The organism is Kocuria sp. MNB10, from assembly GCF_054073685.1.
In genome coordinates, this window is the sequence record NZ_CM133411.1 from 1063217 (window position 1) to 1083056 (window position 19840).

Below are 19840 nucleotides of genomic sequence, written 5' to 3' on the forward strand. Positions count from 1 at the left end.
GCCGCGCGGGTAGAGCTGTACTGAACAGGGAGCGGGAGAAGAGGAAACCCGCCTCCGGGCGGGCCCGATCAGCCCATCAGGATCCTCTTTCACCGACGGAGACCCGTCACGGGTATCCGCCGGTCAGCGTCTGAGCCTGTAGAAAAGGCCAAGTTCCCGCGGAAGCCGCTCTCCACGGAACCCCCGGTAGGGGGCCATCACCCAGGCGGCGGGTGCGTCATGGCGGTGGCCCCCTCCGCAGAGGAGATCCGGCCCGTGACGCCGATCCCGGTGGCCACGGGTGTCCTCACCGCCCCCGCCGCCCGGGTGATGGGTCTGTGGGAGGCGAGACTCAGCCCAGGGAGGCGACCAGTTCGGCGCAGGCGGCCTCGCACCGCCGGCAGGCCTCGGCACAAATCCGGCAGTGCTCGTGCATGGACGCGTGCTGCTCGCACTCATCTGCACACGCCTTGCAGGCCATCTGGCAGGCCTTGATCGCATCCAAGGTGATGTTCGCGTCGTAGCCGGTGTGCCGCGAGAGCACACGTCCGGTGGCCTCGCACAGGTCCGCGCAGTCGAGGTTGGTGCGGATGCACTTGGTCAGCTCGGCGACCATGTCCTCGGACAGGCAGGCATCCGCGCAGGCGGTACAGGTCTGGGCGCACTGGAAACAGGCCTGGATACAGGCGGCCAGCTTCCCCTTGTCCACCCCGCCGAGGTCCTTCGGGTAGGCCTCCCGCATCGCACTCACGTGATGGGTCATGGCTTGCTCCTTCGTCGGCTTCCTCGAGGAGACGAACCAGCCGGAACCAGCCCGCCATACCATCGACAGTAAACTGCCTTTTCCGTGTGGCGCGCCCCAAATTCTTGAAGATTTGATGAAGATCCAGGCCACAGTGGCGCACAGCGCTACTCCCTCGGGCGGCCTTCTCCGCCGGGGATCCGGGCAATTATGGAGTTTTCATGAAGAAATCGCGCTGCGCGGCCCAGAACGGCATCCCCGAAACTTCTCAATCTGAAGGAAAGCTCAAGGAATCCTCAAAGTCTTCTCCGTGCCACCCCTCGTGATACTGAAGGCCGCCCACGACCCCAAACCCCCTCGCCCTGGGGGGTGGTGTCCATGCAGGGCCGTGCACTGACGCCATTTCCCCTAGTCAAACGGCATTGGATGCGACGCCAGTCGTGATGCGGAGCCACAGGAGCGACGAACCCACGGCTTCTGGGCCGGGCCTTTTCAGAGTCGGCAGCCCAAGCTTTCAGACCCGGCCGAAGAAAGAATCCGGGCCGTGATCTAAACGTGACACTTTCGTTATGAGTGGGCTACTGTCCACTGCGTGCCGCTGATTGATCCGGTCGGCGCCCTCGTGCACATCGCCGAATTCTGCCGGTGCTCGGGGTTCCTGAAGAGAAATCGCTTGGCAGAAGCGGGGGAACCATTTTCGGTCCTGGGGTCCGGGACCTAGGGGTTAAGTCACCCGGAACGCATGCGTCCGGGGCGGCCGGGTGTCTCCCACCCGCATCCGACAGCTCACCTCGTAGGCAAAGGGAGGAACACACCCCATGACCATTTTTAAGCGCCGTACTGCCCGCCACCGCGCCGAGACCACCTCGCCCCTGGTGCGTACCACCACGGTCGCGGCTGCCGCAGGTGCGGCAGTGATCGGCTCCATCGCCCCGGCTCAGGCCTACGCCGAGGTCCCGACGGACACCGCCACTGCCTACTCGGCCCCCGCGTCCGCTCTGGCGGCCTACTCTTCGACAGCCCCCCGGGCCGTCGTTGCCCCCCAGGCCGTCTCCCCCCAGGCCTCGGCGGCTCCTGAGCAGAGCGCTTCGACCGCGACGGTGTCCACCCAGTCGACGGAGATCACCGAGATCACCGGCGCGTCCGGGATTGTGGGCACCGCGATGCAGGGCGCCGGCACCGGCTACGTCTGGGGCGGGACCGCCTTCGGCGCCTGGGACTGCTCCGGATTCACGAAGTGGGCCTACGCCCAGAACGGCATCGAGATCCCCCGCACCAGCTTCCAGCAGATCGCCGCGGCCACCCCCACGACCAACCCGCAGCCCGGAGACCTCGTCTCCCAGAACGGCGGGGCCCACATCGGCATCTACATCGGCGGGGGCAAAATGATCTCCGCCCTGAACCCCGCCCAGGGCACCTTCGTCCACTCCGTCAACGCCATGCCGGTGGACGGGTACTACACCTACCGCTGACCCGGTGCGCCCTCCGCAACGGCCTGAGTCGCTGCGGAGGGCCCCGGTTGTTGCAGCTGCTGATCCAGGGAATTCCTGCCTCGCGAGTGAGTTTTTCCTCCCCTGCAGACACCACACCGTTCCTCCACTTCTCCGCCGTGCGCGGTGCTCCTGATCCGGGGCCCGCTCTGCCGGACCCCGCGACATCTTGCGCCCCCGAGCGGGGTGCTCCGTGCTGTCACCGCACCGTTCCGGCAGATCCGCCCGGCCCGCCAGAAAGCCTGCACAACTCCTCATGACTCGTGACCTGACCTCCCCCAACGGCATCACCTCCCTCCTCACCGGCAAGGCCCGCACCGTGGCCGCCGTCGCCGCCTTCTCCGGGCTGGCCCTGGCCACCACCGTCTCGGTGCAGGCCACCCCGGCCCCGGATGCCTCCGCTGAGGCTCCGCTGTCGGCCGTCGCTGCCGCCACCCCCACCGCAGCGCCCACCCCGTCCCTGGAGCCGGTCGCCCACGTGACCACAGCCGAGAAGCAGACCGACCAGAAGACCGAGCAGAAGAAGGCCGAGCATAAGAAGACCGAGCAGAAGCTCGATGTTCCGGCCGTTGTGGCACCCGGTGGGGCCGTTCCGGCGCCGGCCGCCACGCCCGTTTCGGCCAACGCACCGGCCAACACACTCGCCGCGAAGCCAGTTGTCCAAGAAGCAGCTATTCAAGAACCAGTCGTCCAGACGGTCCCGGAGCCTGTCACCGAGCCTGCCCCGGTGGCGGTTCCCGCCCGGGAACCAGCCGCGCAGGCTGGCCCGAGGACCGCCGTCGCTTCTGCCCCAAAGCCAGCTACGCCGGCCGCTCCGTCCGCTGAGCGCACGGTCACCTCGCTGAGCTCGCCCTCCGGCAAGAGCGCGACCATCGCCTCCGCTGCCATGGGACAACTAGGCACCGGTCAAGACTGTCCCGTGACGGGTTCAGTGGAGGCTTGGTAGTGCCGCTCCGGCGGTCGCCGGGGCGGTGTGGTGACGATAGTAGGCGTCTTCGAACTCGATCGGGGGCACGAGCCCGATCTCTCCGTGCAGGCGCCGGCGATTGAACCAGTCGACGTACTCGGCCACCCCGATCTCCAGGTCGTCGATCGACTTCCAGGGGCCCTTGTTGCGGATCAGTTCGGCCTTGAACAGCGAGTTGAACGCCTCAGCGAGGGCATTGTCGTACGAATCGCCGGTGGATCCCACCGAGGCCACCGCCCCCGCCTCGGCCAGGCGCTGGGTGTAGCGCACGGCGACATACTGAACGCCTTTGTCGCTGTGATGGACCACACCGCTGGTGTCATGGCCGTCGTGGGAGCGGGTCCACAACCCCATCTCGAGAGCGTCCAGAGCCAGGTCCGTGCGCAACGAGGTCGACAGCTGCCACCCCACCACCCGCCGGGAGAACACATCGATGACGAAGGCGGCGTAGACCCAGCCGGCGAACGTTCTGCAATACGTGATGTCGGCGACCCACAGCCGGTCCGGGGCAGCGGCGGTGAAAGATCGTTCCACCAGGTCCGGGCGGGTCTCCGGTCCGGTGCCGGCCACCGTGGTGCGCGGGCCCTTGGCGCGAATGATCCCGCGCAGACCCGCCGCCCTCATGAGCCGGTGAACCGTGCACCGGGCCACCCGGTGGCCGTTCCGGCGCAGCGCGGCGTGGACCTTGGTGATCCCGTACACCCCGTAGTTCTCCGCGTGCACCTTGGTGATGACCGCGGTCGTGGCCGCGTCGCTGACCGATCGCGCTGAGGGCGGGCGGGTCTTGGCTGCGTAATAGGTGCTCGGGGCGACCTGCAGAACCTTGCAGATCGGCTCGACCCCGTACTCGCCCTTGTGGGCGTCGATGTAGGCCACTACCTGTTGTGTGGGCGGTCGAGCTCCGCCGCGAAGAAAGCCGAGGCCGACCGCAGGATGGCGTTAGCCCTGCGGAGTTCCCGAACTTCTCTCTCGAGCTCGGCCAGCCGCTGGGCGTCATCAGTGGTGGTTCCTGGTCGATATCCCTCATCGACCTCGGCCTGTCTCACCCAGTTCCGCAGCGTTTCCGGGTTGATCCCCAGCTGCTGACCGATCCGCGCCAGCGCCCCGGCCTTCGTCGCCGGGTCCCGCCGGGCCTCCACCGCCATCCGGGTGGCGCGCTCTCGCAACTCGTCCGGGTACTTCCTCGGTGCCCCCATGACTCTCATCCTTCCGTGGAATGAAAGCCTCCAACAGACCCGTCACGGGACATAGCGTTGGGGGCATGAGTTGGGAACCAGTCCTCGAAGCAGTCGGTCAAGCGGTTAACGGTCAGAGCGAAGCCGCTAAGGCGGCTCTTGAAAAGTGCTGGGATGAGACGGTCGAAGAAGACCATGCCCACCGGTGCGTGTTGGCGCACTACCTGGCCGACCAGCAGGAGAATCTTCAGAGCGAGACTCGCTGGGACGAGCAAGCCCTGACAGAGTTCACACACCTCCAAGACGGTGACCTCGCAGCCATCGGAGTTCCCTCGACAGCGGGGTTCGCTCCGAGCTTGCACCTCAACCTCGGTGATGATTACCTGCGCGCTGGGCGCGTCCAAGACGCCGAAGATCAGGTTGTACGGGCGCAGCAATCTGTCGCACGACTGCCCGAGGAGGGATATGGCGCGATGATTCGAGACGGCGTTCGTCGCCTCCAAGGACGTGTCGAGGCGGCGAACGCGGCCCTGTGGCTCAACCGGTCGATTTCGCTACATGAGCAGCACGGCCGCGGATTGGTCTGTGACTCGCCGCGATAAGCGTCCGGTTCTTCTCGTCTGTCGCTGCCCGGCTAGCTCGACTTCCCCGTCATCATGACCCCGCCTCCACTCAGGGAGGTCTTTGCGTCTCGCCTTTTGAGGGATCGACTCTTCCCGCTATCAACGAATCTGCTTTGCTTCGGCACTCCACCCACTCAAAATGAGGCCATGGACATCCTCATTCTCGGCGGCACCGGGTTCTTGGGCCGGGGCCTCGCCCTCGCCGCACTTAACGCCGACCACACCGTCACGTGCCTGGCCCGTGGCTCGGCTCCGGCGCCCGCAGGAGTGGAGTTCATCCAGGCTGACCGCGACCACCCGAAAGCCCTGGCGTCCGTCACCGGCAGGGCGTGGGACGCCGTCGTCGATCTGACCAGCCATCCCCGGCACGCCCGGGATGCCACGAGCCGGCTCACCGCCTCGCACCGCATCTTTGTCTCAACGACCAGCGTCTACGTTTCGTTTGAGGTACCCGACCAGGACGAGGACGCAGCCGTGGTGGCTCCGCTGGAAGCTGACCTCATGACAGCGATGGACCAGTACCCGGCGGCCAAACGCCGGTGTGAGCTCACCTACCTGGACGTCCCGGATCCCGTGACGGTCATCCGGCCAGGGCTGATCGGCGGTGCCGGCGACGAGTCTGGCCGCTCCGGCTACTACCCGTGGCGCTTCGCCCATCCGACGGGTCCCGACGTGATCGTCCCCGACGACTCTTTCCCTGTGGCCCTGATCGACGTGGAGGATCTCGCCGCCTGGATCCTGCGGTGCGCCGAGCAACGGATTACCGGGGTTTTCAACGCGGCCGGCACCCCGCACGTCCTTCGGGACGTCGTCGACGCCAGTATCGACATCACCAGCTCGACCGCCCGGCCGCGTGTGGTCGACGACGCGACGCTCGACGAGTGCGGTATCAGCCCGTGGGCCGGCCCTGCGTCGCTGCCGCTGTGGGTGCCATGGGAGGGCTGGCGATACGTGAACATTGTCGACTCCTCCCGGGCTCTCGCCCAGGGCCTGAACCGCCGCCCGCTGCGCGACACGCTCATCGCAGCTTTGCGGACGGAGGAGTCCAGGAGGACCCCCCGCCCGGCGGGACTCAGCGACGGAGAGGAGATCTGCCTGCGGGCAGCTCTCCACTGAGACGGGAAAAGGACCCACGCCTTGGCTCGTTGGGGGCTAAATCGGTCGTTTTTGCTACCCCCTCTCCGAGTAGTCGGGGTTGACGTGTGAAGTGCGCCGATAAATTTCCAGTATCTCGCGTGGGCAAATGCCCATCCTAGGTCCGGCCGCTAGACCGCCGCACGGTGTTCTAGGCCGGCAGCGCGCCCACCTCATACCAAGGTGACTTAAGGTGTTGCCGTGATCATCGAACTGACCCGATTCCGCGTCCGCGCCGGCGCCGAGGAGCGCGCGGCCGCGTGGATGGACTTCCTCCGCGCCAATCCCGAGGCGTTCCGCGAGACCCTCGAGCCCGAGCAGATGTACGTCGAGACGATCCTCAGTGAGGTTCGCGACGGCATCACCTACCTTTACTGGTACTCCGTGCAGGGTGAAGACCGCGCCTCCGTCCAGGAGTCGCAGCACTGGTTGGACAAGAAGCACCTTGAGTTCTGGCGAGACGTCATCGACCCCGACTTCCCTCCCCAGGAGCTGACCCCGCAGATCCACATGACGCCGGAGCGCGTCGAGGCCGCCATGAAGCCCCTCGACGGCCCGCAGGACAGCACCCCTCACCCCGGGCGCGACACATGACCACCCGACTCCGCCCCACCTCTCCCGACGACACCCCCGCCCTCGCGACGCTGATCGTCTCCCAGCGGGAGCACCTCGTCCCGTGGGAGCCGGCCCGGCCGGAGTCCTGGTTCACTGCGGAGGGCCAGCGGGAAGTCTTGGAGCAGGCGGACGCGGACCGCGCAGCGGGCCGCTCTCACGCCTTCGTCATTACCGACGGCTCCTGCGCCCTCTTCGGACGTCTGAACCTCGCCAGTGTGGTGCGCGGAGCCGGCCAGTTCTGCTCCCTCGGCTACTGGGTCGCCCGCGAGCAGACTGGCCGGGGCGTGGCGACCACCGCAGTCAGGCAGGCCCTGCGGATTGCCTTCGACCACCTCAACCCCGACCAGTCCGGCGGGTGGCCCAATGGCGGGGCGCCTACCCCGGGATGTGTGGGAGCAGTGGGCGCACCGCCGCAACGAGCTCCTCCTGGCCGTCGTCGCCATCCGGGCCTACGAGGCCGAAATTCCCACCTCGGTGAGGAAGGAGGAGGAAGGGGTGTACGTGGGCTATAGGGCCGCTCCCTCTACCAGTTGCACCACCGATACGAACGCGACCGCAAGCTGGTGGCCGCCAAGAAGGACGCCGTCCGCGCCGCCACAGGCGGTTTGGCGTGCGAAGTGTGCGGGTTTGACTCCAGGGCCAGCTACGGCATCGAGGGGGTCGTGGACGTCCACCACGTCCTCCCGCTGAACCAGCGCGGCGAAGGCATTACGGGACTGAGAGCGTGTTCGGCTTCTACCCTGTGGCCCCTCTGCCGTGGTGGTTCGACGGTCACCAGTGGTCCCCGCAGCCGTGAACACAGGTGCCTCGGAACAGAGGCTGCATACATAACATAATATTTGTTATGTCATTGCTTAGGCGGTAGGGTGGTTCCCGTGCCCGAAACCACCCAGATCGTCTCTCGCACCCCGCCCGCGCCCAACGCGGACGCTCATGGTGGGTTGATCGGTTCCTGGTTGGCGTCTTACCCCTCACCGAACACCCGGGCCTCGTACCGGGTGGACGCACGGGTGTTTTGTAAGTTCCTCGACGCCGGTGGCGTGGATCTACTGCGGGTGACTCGCGCGCACGTGGATGTTTTCGCCCGCGCCCGTAGCTCAGCCGGTGACGCGGACACGACGTTGGCGCGTCGGCTGGCTGCGATCTCCGCGTTCTACACCTACGCCATCACCGTTGATGCTGTGGCCAAGAACCCTGCCCAGTACGTGGGCCGGCCGGTCGTGGACCAGGACCACACCACCACCGCGGCTCTGACCAGGCGGGAGGCCATGCGCTTACTGGACGCCGCGGTGGCCGACTCCCCCAGATCCCACGCCCTGGTGGACTTGTTGCTCTCCACCGGGGTACGGATCGGTGAGGCACTCACCGCAACCCAGGCTGGGTTGTCGTCGGACCGGCTGGTGATCCGCCGCAAGGGTGGGAAGAAAGCGGTGGTTGCACTGCCAGAGCACACCGCCGCAGCTCTTTACGGGTTGGTCGGTGTCCTGGGAGACGAACTGGCCACCGGGCGAGAGGTGGACCGGTTGATCTTCACCACCCGCACCGGGGCCCCCTGGGCCAGAACCAACGTCCACACCACCCTGACCCGATTGGCTACCAAGGCGGGGATCTCCAAACCGATGTCCTCCCACGTGCTGCGCCACACCCACGCCACTCTTGCCCTGGAACTCGGGGTACCCCTCCACCACCTTCAGGATTCTTTGGGGCACGCGGACCCGCGCACCACCCGCCGTTACGACCACTCCCGCCGGCGCCTGGCCAACTCCAGCGCCCACACCGTCGGAGCCCTCTTCGACTAAGGACACGGGTGGAGTGACCTATATCCCAGATAGAGAGGTGGTAAAACTGTCGACTCTGGCCTCTTCAACAGAGAATGAGTACGTATATGGATAGAGGTCTGCGGTAAGAATGGGGTGCGGCGTTCTGCTACCATTCACGGTGATTAGCAAAGTTCGACGGGTGTAGACCATATAGGGCTCTTCAGGATCCAGGGTGTAGTCGCGGCCTGAACCCGCCGGTCTCCAGGAGCGATCTGGCGATGTAGTTGGTGAGGTTGCGGAACCCGAGCGCGGAGCCGCGCAGGTGTTCGAGCCGGCCGTTGATCGCCTCGGTCGGGCCGTTGGATGTACCAGGACGATCGAAGTAGGCCAGCACGTCGGTGGCCCGCTTGGTCAGGGTCCGGCCGAGCGTGATCACCTCGCTCAACGCACCCGGGACGCCGTGGCTGAGGGAGTGGATCAGCCGCTGCATCAGCGCTCGGCCTCGGGCCCGGTCGGGTTCTCGGTAGGCGGCGATCATCCTCTGGTAGATCCCCCAGGTGGCCTCGACCTCGACGTGGGCGTCGGCCGTGAACAGCTTCTCCAGCCGGTCCCGCTGCTTGTCGGTGAGCAGGTCCGCTCCGGTGTGCAGGGTCCGGCGAGCCGAGTAGAGGGGATCGCCGGCCCGGCCGCGGTGGCCACGGGTGTCCTGCTGAACGCGGCGCCGGCACTGATCCAGGGCATCGCCGGCCAGGCGCACGACGTGGAAGGGATCCATGACCGCGGTCGCCTCGGGCAGCTCCTCGGTGGTGGCGGTCTTGAACCCGCTGAACCCGTCCATCGCGACTACTTCCACGCCCTGGCGCCAAGGGTTCTCGCGCTCGGCCAACCATGTCTTGAACGCCTGTTTGGAGCGGCCCTCGACCATGTCCAGCAGCCGGGCGGGACCCGTCCCGGCGCGAACCGGGGTGAGGTCGATGATGACGGTGACGTACTTGTCGCCGCGGCGGGTGTGGCGCCAGACGTGCTCGTCGACGCCGATGACCTTGACCCCGTCGAACCGGCCGGGGTCGTCGATGAGCACCCGCTTGCCCTCGGCCAGCACGGCGTCGTTGGCGGTGTTCCACGAGACTCCCAGGCCTTCGGCGACGCGGGCCACGGTCAGGTGCTGGCACACGATCCCTTCCAGCGCCCACCGCAGACCGCGACGGGAGAGCCTCGCCCGCGGCTCGGCCGCCTTGGTGGTGTCCTGGCGCCACACGTGTCCGCACCCGGTGCACCGGTAGCGGCGAACCGTGACCAGCAGCGTCGTAGGTCGCCAGCCCAGCGGCTCGTGCGCCAGGCGCCGCACCACGGTGTCGCGGGGCGTGCCCTCGCAGCCGCAGCGTCGGCACCACTGGTCCGGTTCCAGGACCCGGCAGGCCAGGATCGCCTGCTCGGGCTCGAGGCGCTGACCGACGACGTCAAGACCGAGCTCGTCGAGACAGCAGAAGGTGGTCAAGTCAGGGCAGGCGAAGGTAGCGTCAGGCACGTCGAGGTCTTCCAGATGAGGCGTGTAGGAACCTTCATCTTCGGGAGGCCTCGACCCCTATCCGGCGACCGACGCGCCGACCCCAACTACACCCTGGATCCTGAAGAGCCCCATATAGGGTCGAGAGTCCTTTTGGGAACAGTCCCGCGCTACGTGTTGACTACCAGTACCGCCCTATGCGACATCTACAGACACTAGACGGGGGTAGAGACCTTTCCCGACGCCTACGAAGCACTGATGCTGGACGCTCGACCCATGATCTCAGCCCCAGCCTAAAACTCCGGAGGAATCGTGAATATTGCACTAGGAACGATGCATTTTGGTACCCGCGTTGACGAACAAACCAGCTACAACATCCTTAACAAGTACGTCGAGCTGGGCGGTCGATGGATCGACACGGCTAACTGCTACGCGTTCTGGGGGTCAGCGGGCGGGTTCGGCGGGCAAAGCGAAACGACGATCGGTCGATGGCTGGCATCCCGCCCAGACGCCAGGGAGCACGTATTGCTGAGCACCAAGGTAGGGGCTGAGCCGAAGCGGCCCGGTGGCTTTCCCACGGACGTCGAGGGTCTTTCGAGGCGAGCCGTTCTCGATGCTGTAGCGGGCAGCCTCGAGCGTTTGGGTGTGGACTCGGTGGATTTGCTCTGGACCCACATGGAGGACCGCAGTACTGAACTCCACGAAACGGTTGACGTGTTCGGCGATCTCGTGGACGGCGGCCGGGCAGCCCGGATTGGTTGGTCGAACCATCCAGTCTGGAGAGTCGAGCGGGCACGGTGCCTCGCCGGAGACCGTGGCAACTCAGTAGTGACCGCCATCCAGCAGAGATGGTCCTACCTACACCCCCGCCCCGACGCCCCCGTGGAGGGCCAGGACCACCCATTTGGCATGATGTCCACGGAGACTCTGGACTACGCCAGCTCAAACCCAGGAATCGAGCTATGGGGGTACACCCCCTTGATGACAGGTTTCTACCATCGCCCCGGCTCACAGCTTCCATCCTCCTACGATCATCCAGGCACCCACCGCAGGCTCCGGGCACTCCAGGAGGTGGCCGATGAGACGGGAGCAACACTAGGACAGATAGTTTTGGCTTGGATGAACAGTTCCCGTCCTGCGGTGCGGCCGATTGTGGGAGTGAGCTCGGTGGAGCAGCTCGAGTCCGCTGCGGCTGCTGCGGAGCTCCGGTTGTCGCAGGCCCACATGGAAAAACTGGATACAGCGTCCTGACGGCACACGCAGGCTTATTAGCGTGTGCGGGATTAGCAAGGCTGGCTGCTGAGCAACCCCTGCACAGTGCTCTCCTTTTCAATCCATCCTGGTAGGTCAGGATCTATATATCCGGCTGATTCTGTCGCTGCCATCACACCTGCTACCTGTACAGCGGAAGCGATGACGTAGAGAACCGCGGCGCCTGACTCAACCCGCGCCACACCAGGCGCAGCTCCGCCGCACGATACCTAGACCCGTAGGCACTTTTGTCGCACAAGTCAGGACGGGGCCTCATCGCAACGCGCTGGAGCCAACAGTAGAGGTGTCGCAATGAGGCATACCCAGCGCTACGGATTAGGTGCCAGGTCTGCGGCGCTGTTCAAGTAAGAACCGCGGACCATTGGTCGTGTCGGTTCCAAAACCGTCGGGGCTCAGGATCATCATGGTGACCGAAACTTCCCATCGAAGGGCGATCAGGCAATGACCAACAAACTGGAGGCTGGGTGCCCCGAGTGTGGAGGCAAGGTCCGCTTCACACTCGATGACGTCGCCAAGCAACGCACGCTGCGCTGCTCGCGCGGGCACAGCGTGAAGATGCAGGACGAAGGCGGCGGCGCCCGAAAGACATCGAAGGCTCTCAGTGACCTAGACAAGGCACTGAAGAAGTTCGGAAAATAGCGGCCACCCAGGGAGCGACTCCAGAAACGGGAGCGGGTCACCGACTCGGTGATCAAATGCCGGGCAGCTGGCAAGGACCTCGACGGGCACCGTCCCACGTTCACTGACTCCCAGATCCGGGGCGCGTTGCGACGGATCGAGGTGAGGAGCCGGCCACCCAGGTCGCCCGCGACCTGGGCATGTCGAGGGCGACCCTGTACCGGCGGAGCCGGGAGCCGCCGCAAGCGAGCACTATCTGAGGTCGTTCTGTCCCATTGAAGCCATGATGCATATGTCGCCCCCTCAGCAGGCTTTTCACCGGGCGGGTCAAACGGGCATCACTAGTCAGCGGACTCCCGGGACTCCCGAGGAAGCATGTCAGTGCCCAGCTGTGGTCCCCTTAGAGATGTTGCTCCACGCGTCGAAGAATGTTGCTTAGGAGGATCACTGAGTCCGCGGTGATGCCAGCATCTCGACGGGTCGGAGTCGAGGAGTGCTTCACGCGGTGGGCGAGGGCGATGACTTTGGTGGCCACACCACGGATTTCTTCGTTGTCCTTACCGGCGAGGGAGTCTTCGACATAGCGGCCGATTCGTTGCTTGGTCTTATCCACGGGAGGTTCTTCCTCGCCTGCGCGGAGGTGACGGTCGGGGTCGTAGACGGTTCGGCTCAGTGCTTCCAGCACGGCCACGCACCTGTTGCCAACGTCGCGATAGTCCTGAGTGGTGGTGGCAGATTGGAAAAGCCTTCTCATCTCTATAAGTTCTTCATCGACCTTGGGCCAGCCCGTCTTGGTGTGGGGTGAGACGCCCTGTGCCATGACGGCGTGGAAGCGATCCTCCTCAAGCTGCTCAAGTTGCCGTTCGGCCGGGCCCAGCTTCTCGTCCAGCAGATCACGTCGAGCTTGCCAGCTGTCCCGGCAGTCATTTTTTATCCAATAGCTCCTGAACGTAGTGAAGTTTCGCCAGGGCAGTTCCAACGTGATGCGGTGGCGTTCCAGGGCGGCCCGCAGACTGCGCTGGGATGCGGCGATCTGTGCGTCCGTGAGCCGTTGGCTGCTGTCGGTGCCGTATGCTTCCAGCTCCTCATGAACGAGGTGCATCAGTGCGATGGTGCAGGAGAGATCGTCTTCACCAGGCAGGGGGCCGCTGCGGAGCTGATCGATGAGATCCTCTCGCAGTTTTTGGGAGTGGCCAGCGAAGTCCCGGGACATTCCGACGAAGGCTTGGCGAGGCGCTTCCTCGAAGAAATCTTCAACACGCATGATGCGGATGCTAGGTCATGAGTGTCCCTAGACCTCGGCGGACACTGCGTCGCCCAGACGACGCATGTAGCGACTGCCCGGTTTCGGACGGGGTTACTGATCGACGCCTACGGGAAGCCCTGGGAGCTGAGGGAGTTGCTGGTGGCGGTGGTGGCACGGCTGGAGGAATTCGCGGTGTTCACCGGCGGGTGAGCTGTTGAGAGCGGCCGAGAGGACTTTTGCGGGCACGCCGCGATGTGTCGCCGCGATCGTGACCGGGTGCTGGCCACGGGGAGCTTTTCCCGGCGTCCTGTCGCCGGCAGCGGTGATCGCTGTTAGGTTCCCCAACATGAAGACTGCGTGAGTGCCTGCCCTGTGATCGACGAATCCCCGACTACGTCAGGAGCACCACCATGTCTCATCCTTCTTCCGCGCGCCCGCTGCAGGGCAGAACCGCCCTGGTCACCGGGGTTTCCCGCCGCCGCGGCATCGGCTACGCAGTGGCGGTCGAACTCGCCTTCCTGGGGGCCAGCGTGTTCTTCCACCACTACAGCCCGCACGACACGGATCAGCCGTGGGGCGCCGACGACCTGAATGCCGTGCGCGCCGGCATCCGGGCGGTCCTTCAGGACGGGGCGGTCGCCGGGGACTTTTCCGCATACCTGCGGGACGCCCACGCCGTCGAGGACCTCGTGGCCCAGGCTCACGCCCTGACTGGGCGCCTGGACATCCTGGTGTGCAACCACGCCCGCAGCGGTGGGGACGGTTCCATCCTCGATATGACCGCCGAGACCCTGGACGCGTTCTGGGACACCAACACCCGTTCCACACTGCTGTTGACCCGTCACTTCGCCCAGCGCCACACGGCCACGGCTGCTCGGTCCGCACCGGCCCGGCCTGGGCAGCGCCTCGGGAGCACCGGACCCATCGAGGAACGGGCGGCGGGCCGGGTGTTCTGGATGACCTCGGGCCAGGACGATGGGCCCATGCGCGGTGAGGTCGCCTACGCGACGAGCAAGGCGGCTCTGGCCGGGGTGACACCCACGGTGGCCGCGGAACTGCTCGAGGTGGGCATCGTGCTGAACACCATCAACCCGGGACTGTCCCGTGACGGGTCTGTTGGAGGCTTTCATTCCACGGAAGGATGAGAGTCATGGGGGCACCGAGGAAGTACCCGGACGAGTTGCGAGAGCGCGCCACCCGGATGGCGGTGGAGGCCCGGCGGGACCCGGCGACGAAGGCCGGGGCGCTGGCGCGGATCGGTCAGCAGCTGGGGATCAACCCGGAAACGCTGCGGAACTGGGTGAGACAGGCCGAGGTCGATGAGGGATATCGACCAGGAACCACCACTGATGACGCCCAGCGGCTGGCCGAGCTCGAGAGAGAAGTTCGGGAACTCCGCAGGGCTAACGCCATCCTGCGGTCGGCCTCGGCTTTCTTCGCGGCGGAGCTCGACCGCCCACACAACAGGTAGTGGCCTACATCGACGCCCACAAGGGCGAGTACGGGGTCGAGCCGATCTGCAAGGTTCTGCAGGTCGCCCCGAGCACCTATTACGCAGCCAAGACCCGCCCGCCCTCAGCGCGATCGGTCAGCGACGCGGCCACGACCGCGGTCATCACCAAGGTGCACGCGGAGAACTACGGGGTGTACGGGATCACCAAGGTCCACGCCGCGCTGCGCCGGAACGGCCACCGGGTGGCCCGGTGCACGGTTCACCGGCTCATGAGGGCGGCGGGTCTGCGCGGGATCATTCGCGCCAAGGGCCCGCGCACCACGGTGGCCGGCACCGGACCGGAGACCCGCCCGGACCTGGTGGAACGATCTTTCACCGCCGCTGCCCCGGACCGGCTGTGGGTCGCCGACATCACGTATTGCAGAACGTTCGCCGGCTGGGTCTACGCCGCCTTCGTCATCGATGTGTTCTCCCGGCGGGTGGTGGGGTGGCAGCTGTCGACCTCGTTGCGCACGGACCTGGCTCTGGACGCTCTCGAGATGGGGTTGTGGACCCGCTCCCACGACGGCCATGACACCAGCGGTGTGGTCCATCACAGCGACAAAGGCGTTCAGTATGTCGCCGTGCGCTACACCCAGCGCCTGGCCGAGGCGGGGGCGGTGGCCTCGGTGGGATCCACCGGCGATTCGTACGACAATGCCCTCGCTGAGGCGTTCAACTCGCTGTTCAAGGCCGAACTGATCCGCAACAAGGGCCCCTGGAAGTCGATCGACGACCTGGAGATCGCGGTGGCCGAGTACGTCGACTGGTTCAATCACCGGCGCCTGCACGGAGAGATCGGGCTCGTGCCCCCGATCGAGTTCGAAGACGCCTACTATCGTCACCACACCGCCCCGGCGACCGCCGGAGCGGCACTACCAAGCCTCCACTGAACCCGTCACGGGACAGACCGGTGAACACCGGCTACCTGGACCCGGAAACCACCGACCGGTCCCTGGCCGAGCTCGAGGCGTGGCGGCAGGCCACCCCGTTCGGCCGCTGGGGGCGGCCCACGGATCCGGCGCGACTGATCGGGTGGCTGACCACCGACCACGGAGTGTGGGTCGCCGGTCAGGTCATCACCACCGACGGGGGCCTGAGTCTGACCTGACCGCGCAACGAGACCCGACTGCTCCGCTAGGACGGGAACAGCCGTCCTGCGAGATGAGTAATCCCCGACGTATGGTCCACGACCACTGCGGTGCAGCGGGGGTTCGGCTTGATGGGCACTCCTCAGCGGTGTGGTCGGGATAGCCTGCGATGGTGAATGAGCTGGAAGTGCCATTGGACGGGGGCAACACCAGCGATGGTGTCGGGCGCGTCGGGGAGACTGTGCGCAAGCCCTGGGGGACCGCAACGAGTGCGGTCGTAGAGTTCATGGCAGCAGTGCGGGCCAAGAACGTTGATGTCCCTGCTGTGCTCGGCAGGGACGATCGTGGCCGGCAAATCACGGAGTTCGTCCCGGGTTGCTTGGCTCTTGATGCTCCACCGCTGAGCCTGTCCGGGCTGAATCGGGTCGGGCGGATCGTGCGAGCGATCCACGACGCGAGCGAGGGATTCACTCCCACCGTCGATGCCCCTTGGGATGTAGCGATCCCTACCCCCTCTGAAGAACTCATTTGCCACAACGACCTGGCGCCCTGGAATCTGATCATCGGAAATCGGTGGGTGTTCATCGACTGGGACGGCGCTGGCCCGAGTAGTCGTGTCTGGGACCTGGCCTACGCGGCCCAGGCATTCACCTTGTCGGATGCCGGCGAGGTCCCCGAGGTCGCCGCCACGCGGCTCGCTGCGCTGATTGATGGCTACGGCGCCGACCAGAACCTGCGTCAGCAGCTTCCGTGGACCATGGCGCTGCGCGCCAGGGCAATGTACGAGCTGTTGCACTCTTCCCATGAAACCGGCCGGGAACCTTGGGCCTCGATGTTCGCCAGCGGCCACGGCCACCATTGGCATACAGCAACCGAATACGTGGAACGCCACCAGGACGTATGGTCGAGGGCGCTCCTGTCCCAGGCCCGCTGAACAGCGCCGCTGAAGCTGCCCGCCGCGCGCTGGTGGACTCGCAGCTGCCTGTACCGGGGTTGCATTTGGGGTTCCCATGTAGTGCGAGGATGCCGAGCTGTTCCGTGGAGTGGCACGGTAATGAAACTTTTTCACCCGGAGGGGCACTCCGTCCGGACGTGACCAATTGACCAGACACGTATAATCGGTCAATATTGATGAATGAGTGATGTGATCGGTCAGGTGCGTGAAGTAGTGATGGAGCGCGCCGGGTGTCGTCTGCGTGCCTGGGTCTGCGGCCCGGAGACGGCGCCCCTGGTGGTACTGGTCCATGGGGCGACGATGGACCACCGCATGTTCGACGCCCAGGTGGCCCCGCTGCTGGAGGCGGGCTACCGGGTGATGACGATGGACCTGCGGGGCCACGGGGTGTCCAAGCCGATCGGGTTGGTGCCGGTGCAGGTGTCGGATCTGGCGGAGGACGTGCTCGCGCTAGTCGATGAGGTCGCCGCCGATCGGTTCGTGGTGGTCGGTCAGTCGCTGGGGGCCTATGTCGCTCAGGACCTGGTGCTGCGCTATCCCCGGCGCATCCTGGCCCTCGGGGTCATCGGGGCCACGTGTACGACGGCGCCGATCTCGCGTGCGGAGCTGGTCCTGCTGCGCAGCTCGCTGCTGTGGTTCCGGTGGTGGCCTTACGGGCACCTGCAGGGGCTGATGGCGACCTCGCTGGCGATCAGCCCCGGGGTGCGGGCCTATGCCCGAGAGGCGATGGGCGCGCTGAGCAAGCAGGAGTTCCTGGTCGTTTGGGGCGCGGTCACCCGTGTTCCCCGGCCGCGCCCGGGATATCGGATCGAGCACCCGCTGTTGCTGACCCACGGTGACCAGGACCGGACCGGCACCATTTCCCGGTCGGCGCCGGCGTGGGCTGCCCGTGATCCCCGGGCACGGTATGAGGTGATCCCGCACGCCCGGCACAACGCCAACCAGGACAGCCCCGCATTCTTCAACCGTGTCCTGGTGGAGTTCCTGGTGGAGCACGCACCCGCCGGGAGGGCGCGGTGAGCGCCCGCGACGCCCTCCGCCGGGAGAAGCTGCTCGATGCCGCCGTTGCACTCGTACTGCGCTCGGGTGTCCGGCGCACCTCGATCGATGACATCGCCCGGGACGCGGGAATCTCCAAGGGTGCCGTCTACCTAGAGTTCTCCAGCAAGGCCGCCCTTCTCGACGCCGCCGTGCGGCGGGAGTTCAGCCGTTATCTCGCCCAGACGTGCGCCCGGGTCGAGGCCGATCCCGAGGGCGGGCGCTTGTCGGGCATCTACCGCCACTCGATCGCGGTGCTGCTGGAGCGCCCCTTCATGCGCGCCCTCTACACCGACAACGGACGCATCCTCGACGGGCTGATGCGAGGACCCGAACGCTACCGCCCCCGCGCGCTGCTGGGGACGGCCTTCCTGCAACACCTCACCGATGCCGGCCTGCTGAGGGCCGGCATTGATCCCGCCGTCACCAGTCATCTGCTCAGTGTGCTCTCCGTGGGCCCGTTGCTGGCCGAACCTGTACTGCGGGAGGGGACGACCCCGCCCTTAAAAGCGACCTTCGAGCTGCTGGCCGACCTCGTGGTCACCGGGCTGGAACCCGACAACCCGGCCGCACCAGCCGCCGGCGCGGCCGCCTTCCGCGAGCTCGCCGACGGACTCCAACGAGCACTGGCCGACGATTCCCCGCCCAATCCCTGACCCACCAGCGCAACCCGGTACTGCAAAGAACCCACCTCAGGGACAGTGCAGATGGGGTTCCTTCGATGGAGGACTTTTTCCGGCTGCCGGGTGGGTAAAGTGAGGGCCATGATGCTCAACCGTCTGGCGTGGTGGTGGCTGCGATAGCAGCCGGTTGACGCATGTTCACGGGCTGCACAGCAGCCCGTGCCACCTCGGCGGTCTTGTGTGCAGCTTCCGACCTTCGAGGAGTACGCACATGAAGTCCTTCGCCGCCGCCGAGCAGCGCTCGGCCGAACTGACCCGCGCCATCGACCGGACCCCGGAGACATTCCGGGTCCTCACCGGGGAACGCCCGACTGGGGCCTTGCACCTGGGCCACTACTTCGGCAGCATCGTCGAACGCCTTCGTCTGCAACGGGCCGGGGTCCAGACGTTCCTGGTGCTGGCCGACTACCAGGTAATCACCGACCGCGACACCACCGCCCGCGTGCAGGAGAACGTGCACAGCGCGGTGCTGGACTACCTGGCCGCCGGCCTGGACCCGCAGCGGACGACGATCTTCGCCCACTCTGCCGTGCCGGCGCTGAACCAGTTGTTGCTGCCCTTCCTGAGCCTGGTCACCGAGGCAGAACTGCACCGCAACCCCACCGTCAAGGCCGAAGCGGCCGCCTCCGGGCGGGCGCTGAGCGGGCTTCTATTGACGTATCCGGTGCACCAGGCCGCGGACATCCTCTTCTGCAAGGGCAATTTGGTGCCGGTGGGCAAGGACAACCTGCCCCACGTGGAGATCACCCGTGTCATCGCCCGCCGTTTCAACGACCGCTACGGGCCGGTCTTCCCCGTCCTCGAGGCCCTGCTCACCGCCACCCCGGAAGTGCCGGGGCTGGACGGGCGGAAGATGTCCAAGAGCTACGGCAACGCCATCGCCTTGTCCATGACCGCGGATGAGACCGCCACGGTCATCCGCCGCACCACCACGGACTCCGACCGCCGAATCACCTTTGACCCGGACACTCGCCCCGGGGTCTCGGCCCTGCTCTCTACGGCCGCCCTCTGCTTGGACACCACCCCGCAGACGCTGGCCGAACAGATCGGTGACGCCGGCAGTGGACGCCTCAAACAGGTGACCACCGAGGCGGTCAACGAGTTCCTCGCCGGTCACCGCCAACGGCGCCAGCAGCTGGCCCAGGACCCCGACGTCGCCCTGCGAGTCTTGAGGCGAGGGAACGATCACGCCAACGAGTTAGCCGACGACACGCTCTCCGAGGTCAGGGAATTCATGGGAACCGTCTACTGATGCACCCGTACGTCGCTACTGCAATAGTCCCTAGACCCTTGCCGCCGCGGGGGAACAGCGCCTCCGCATCTCCTGCTCAGAGTGTGCATCAGGGGTTGCCTTCTGGTGCCTGTGTTTGGCGGCTACGGCTTGCTTTGCCGGCTCTTCACAGATGAGGGTGTAGCTGTGGTGCGACCTGGGGCGGCGCGTCGGTGTCGGGGT

General features: G+C 66.1%; 20 protein-coding genes, 1 pseudogene, 1 riboswitch and 2 other annotated features. Of the genes and pseudogenes, 17 read left to right on the forward strand and 4 right to left on the reverse strand.

Annotated elements, in window-relative coordinates; genetic code table 11:
- Window positions 1-331: 331 nt before the first annotated feature.
- Window positions 332-742, reverse strand: coding sequence for a four-helix bundle copper-binding protein (locus tag ACW9PK_RS04710; protein ID WP_457016776.1), 411 nt, complete (start codon window positions 740-742; stop codon window positions 332-334).
- 599 nt (window positions 743-1341) lie between these two features.
- A riboswitch (cyclic di-AMP (ydaO/yuaA leader) is annotated at window positions 1342-1533 on the forward strand.
- A 6-nt stretch (window positions 1534-1539) separates the two neighbouring features.
- On the opposite strand from ACW9PK_RS04710, the gene ACW9PK_RS04715 reads away from it, so the two are divergent.
- Window positions 1540-2193 carry a C40 family peptidase gene (locus tag ACW9PK_RS04715; RefSeq protein WP_035959043.1) on the forward strand — a complete coding sequence of 218 codons (654 nt, stop codon included), beginning with the start codon at window positions 1540-1542 and terminating at the stop codon, window positions 2191-2193.
- Between the two features lie 274 nt (window positions 2194-2467).
- A complete protein-coding gene (locus ACW9PK_RS04720) occupies window positions 2468-3157 on the forward strand; it encodes a hypothetical protein (protein WP_144999381.1) in 690 nt (229 codons plus the stop codon).
- Here ACW9PK_RS04720 and ACW9PK_RS04725 read toward each other — a convergent pair.
- Window positions 3140-4374 (reverse strand): IS3 family transposase gene (locus ACW9PK_RS04725; protein WP_457016779.1). Its coding sequence is split into 2 segments (ribosomal slippage): window positions 3140-4095 and window positions 4095-4374, totalling 1236 coding nucleotides; the frame shifts between segments, so codons are not numbered across the junction. The two genes, ACW9PK_RS04720 and ACW9PK_RS04725, sit on opposite strands and share 18 nt — an antisense overlap.
- Window positions 3983-4096 (reverse strand) — a sequence feature (AL1L pseudoknot). It overlaps the preceding gene by 114 nt.
- Window positions 4375-4439: 65 nt before the next feature.
- Here ACW9PK_RS04725 and ACW9PK_RS04730 point away from each other — a divergent pair.
- The 5 genes from ACW9PK_RS04730 to ACW9PK_RS04750 all read left to right on the forward strand — a co-directional run bounded on the left by ACW9PK_RS04730 (window position 4440) and on the right by ACW9PK_RS04750 (window position 8524).
- Window positions 4440-4955, forward strand: a complete 516-nt coding sequence (locus ACW9PK_RS04730; RefSeq protein WP_457016781.1) for a hypothetical protein — start codon at window positions 4440-4442, stop codon at window positions 4953-4955.
- Between the two features lie 168 nt (window positions 4956-5123).
- Window positions 5124-6092, forward strand: a complete 969-nt coding sequence (locus ACW9PK_RS04735) for an NAD-dependent epimerase/dehydratase family protein (RefSeq protein ID WP_457016783.1) — start codon at window positions 5124-5126, stop codon at window positions 6090-6092.
- Between the two features lie 219 nt (window positions 6093-6311).
- A complete protein-coding gene (locus tag ACW9PK_RS04740; protein ID WP_144999534.1) occupies window positions 6312-6704 on the forward strand; it encodes a DUF6176 family protein in 393 nt (130 codons plus the stop codon).
- On the forward strand, window positions 6701-7237 hold the full coding sequence (locus ACW9PK_RS04745) for a GNAT family N-acetyltransferase (protein WP_144999532.1): 537 nt from the start codon (window positions 6701-6703) through the stop codon (window positions 7235-7237). The genes ACW9PK_RS04740 and ACW9PK_RS04745 overlap by 4 nt, the downstream gene beginning before the upstream one ends.
- A gap of 363 nt (window positions 7238-7600) precedes the next feature.
- Window positions 7601-8524 carry a tyrosine-type recombinase/integrase gene (locus ACW9PK_RS04750; RefSeq protein ID WP_457016786.1) on the forward strand — a complete coding sequence of 308 codons (924 nt, stop codon included), beginning with the start codon at window positions 7601-7603 and terminating at the stop codon, window positions 8522-8524.
- A gap of 181 nt (window positions 8525-8705) precedes the next feature.
- Here the strand turns inward: ACW9PK_RS04750 and ACW9PK_RS04755 are convergent, their stop codons facing one another.
- Window positions 8706-10013 carry an ISL3 family transposase gene (locus tag ACW9PK_RS04755; protein ID WP_457015433.1) on the reverse strand — a complete coding sequence of 436 codons (1308 nt, stop codon included), beginning with the start codon at window positions 10011-10013 and terminating at the stop codon, window positions 8706-8708.
- A gap of 291 nt (window positions 10014-10304) precedes the next feature.
- Between ACW9PK_RS04755 and ACW9PK_RS04760 the strand changes: the two genes are divergently transcribed.
- The 3 genes and pseudogenes from ACW9PK_RS04760 to ACW9PK_RS04770 all read left to right on the forward strand — a co-directional run.
- Complete coding sequence (locus tag ACW9PK_RS04760) at window positions 10305-11243, forward strand: aldo/keto reductase (RefSeq protein ID WP_457016788.1); 939 nt, start codon at window positions 10305-10307, stop codon at window positions 11241-11243.
- A gap of 462 nt (window positions 11244-11705) precedes the next feature.
- Window positions 11706-11903: a hypothetical protein gene (locus tag ACW9PK_RS04765; RefSeq protein WP_457016790.1), complete on the forward strand. Its 198-nt coding sequence runs from the start codon at window positions 11706-11708 to the stop codon at window positions 11901-11903.
- Between the two features lie 24 nt (window positions 11904-11927).
- A pseudogene (locus ACW9PK_RS04770) lies at window positions 11928-12142 on the forward strand (helix-turn-helix domain-containing protein); the annotation flags it as partial.
- Window positions 12143-12282: 140 nt separating this feature from the next.
- Here the strand turns inward: ACW9PK_RS04770 and ACW9PK_RS04775 are convergent.
- A complete protein-coding gene (locus ACW9PK_RS04775) occupies window positions 12283-13146 on the reverse strand; it encodes a hypothetical protein (RefSeq protein ID WP_457016792.1) in 864 nt (287 codons plus the stop codon).
- Between the two features lie 392 nt (window positions 13147-13538).
- Here ACW9PK_RS04775 and ACW9PK_RS04780 point away from each other — a divergent pair, with 392 nt between their 5' ends.
- The 7 genes from ACW9PK_RS04780 (at window position 13539) to trpS (ending at window position 19639) form a co-directional block, all read left to right on the forward strand.
- Complete coding sequence (locus tag ACW9PK_RS04780; RefSeq protein WP_457016794.1) at window positions 13539-14273, forward strand: SDR family NAD(P)-dependent oxidoreductase; 735 nt, start codon at window positions 13539-13541, stop codon at window positions 14271-14273.
- 5 nt (window positions 14274-14278) lie between these two features.
- Window positions 14279-15513, forward strand: a protein-coding gene (locus ACW9PK_RS04785) for an IS3 family transposase (protein ID WP_241246949.1) whose coding sequence is annotated in 2 segments (ribosomal slippage) — window positions 14279-14558 and window positions 14558-15513 — 1236 coding nt in all. Because the reading frame shifts where the segments join, the coding sequence is not laid out codon by codon here.
- Window positions 14557-14670: a sequence feature (AL1L pseudoknot), on the forward strand. It overlaps the preceding gene by 114 nt.
- Before the next feature lie 20 nt (window positions 15514-15533).
- A complete protein-coding gene (locus ACW9PK_RS04790) occupies window positions 15534-15731 on the forward strand; it encodes an SDR family oxidoreductase (protein ID WP_457016796.1) in 198 nt (65 codons plus the stop codon).
- Between the two features lie 149 nt (window positions 15732-15880).
- On the forward strand, window positions 15881-16645 hold the full coding sequence (locus tag ACW9PK_RS04795) for a phosphotransferase (RefSeq protein WP_457016798.1): 765 nt from the start codon (window positions 15881-15883) through the stop codon (window positions 16643-16645).
- 201 nt (window positions 16646-16846) lie between these two features.
- Entirely contained in the window at window positions 16847-17686 is an 840-nt protein-coding gene (locus ACW9PK_RS04800) for an alpha/beta fold hydrolase (protein WP_436434564.1), read from the forward strand.
- Window positions 17683-18360 carry a TetR/AcrR family transcriptional regulator gene (locus ACW9PK_RS04805; protein WP_457016800.1) on the forward strand — a complete coding sequence of 226 codons (678 nt, stop codon included), beginning with the start codon at window positions 17683-17685 and terminating at the stop codon, window positions 18358-18360. The genes ACW9PK_RS04800 and ACW9PK_RS04805 overlap by 4 nt, the downstream gene beginning before the upstream one ends.
- A gap of 238 nt (window positions 18361-18598) precedes the next feature.
- Complete coding sequence (gene trpS / locus ACW9PK_RS04810; RefSeq protein WP_457016802.1) at window positions 18599-19639, forward strand: tryptophan--tRNA ligase; 1041 nt, start codon at window positions 18599-18601, stop codon at window positions 19637-19639.
- Window positions 19640-19840: the final 201 nt, after the last annotated feature.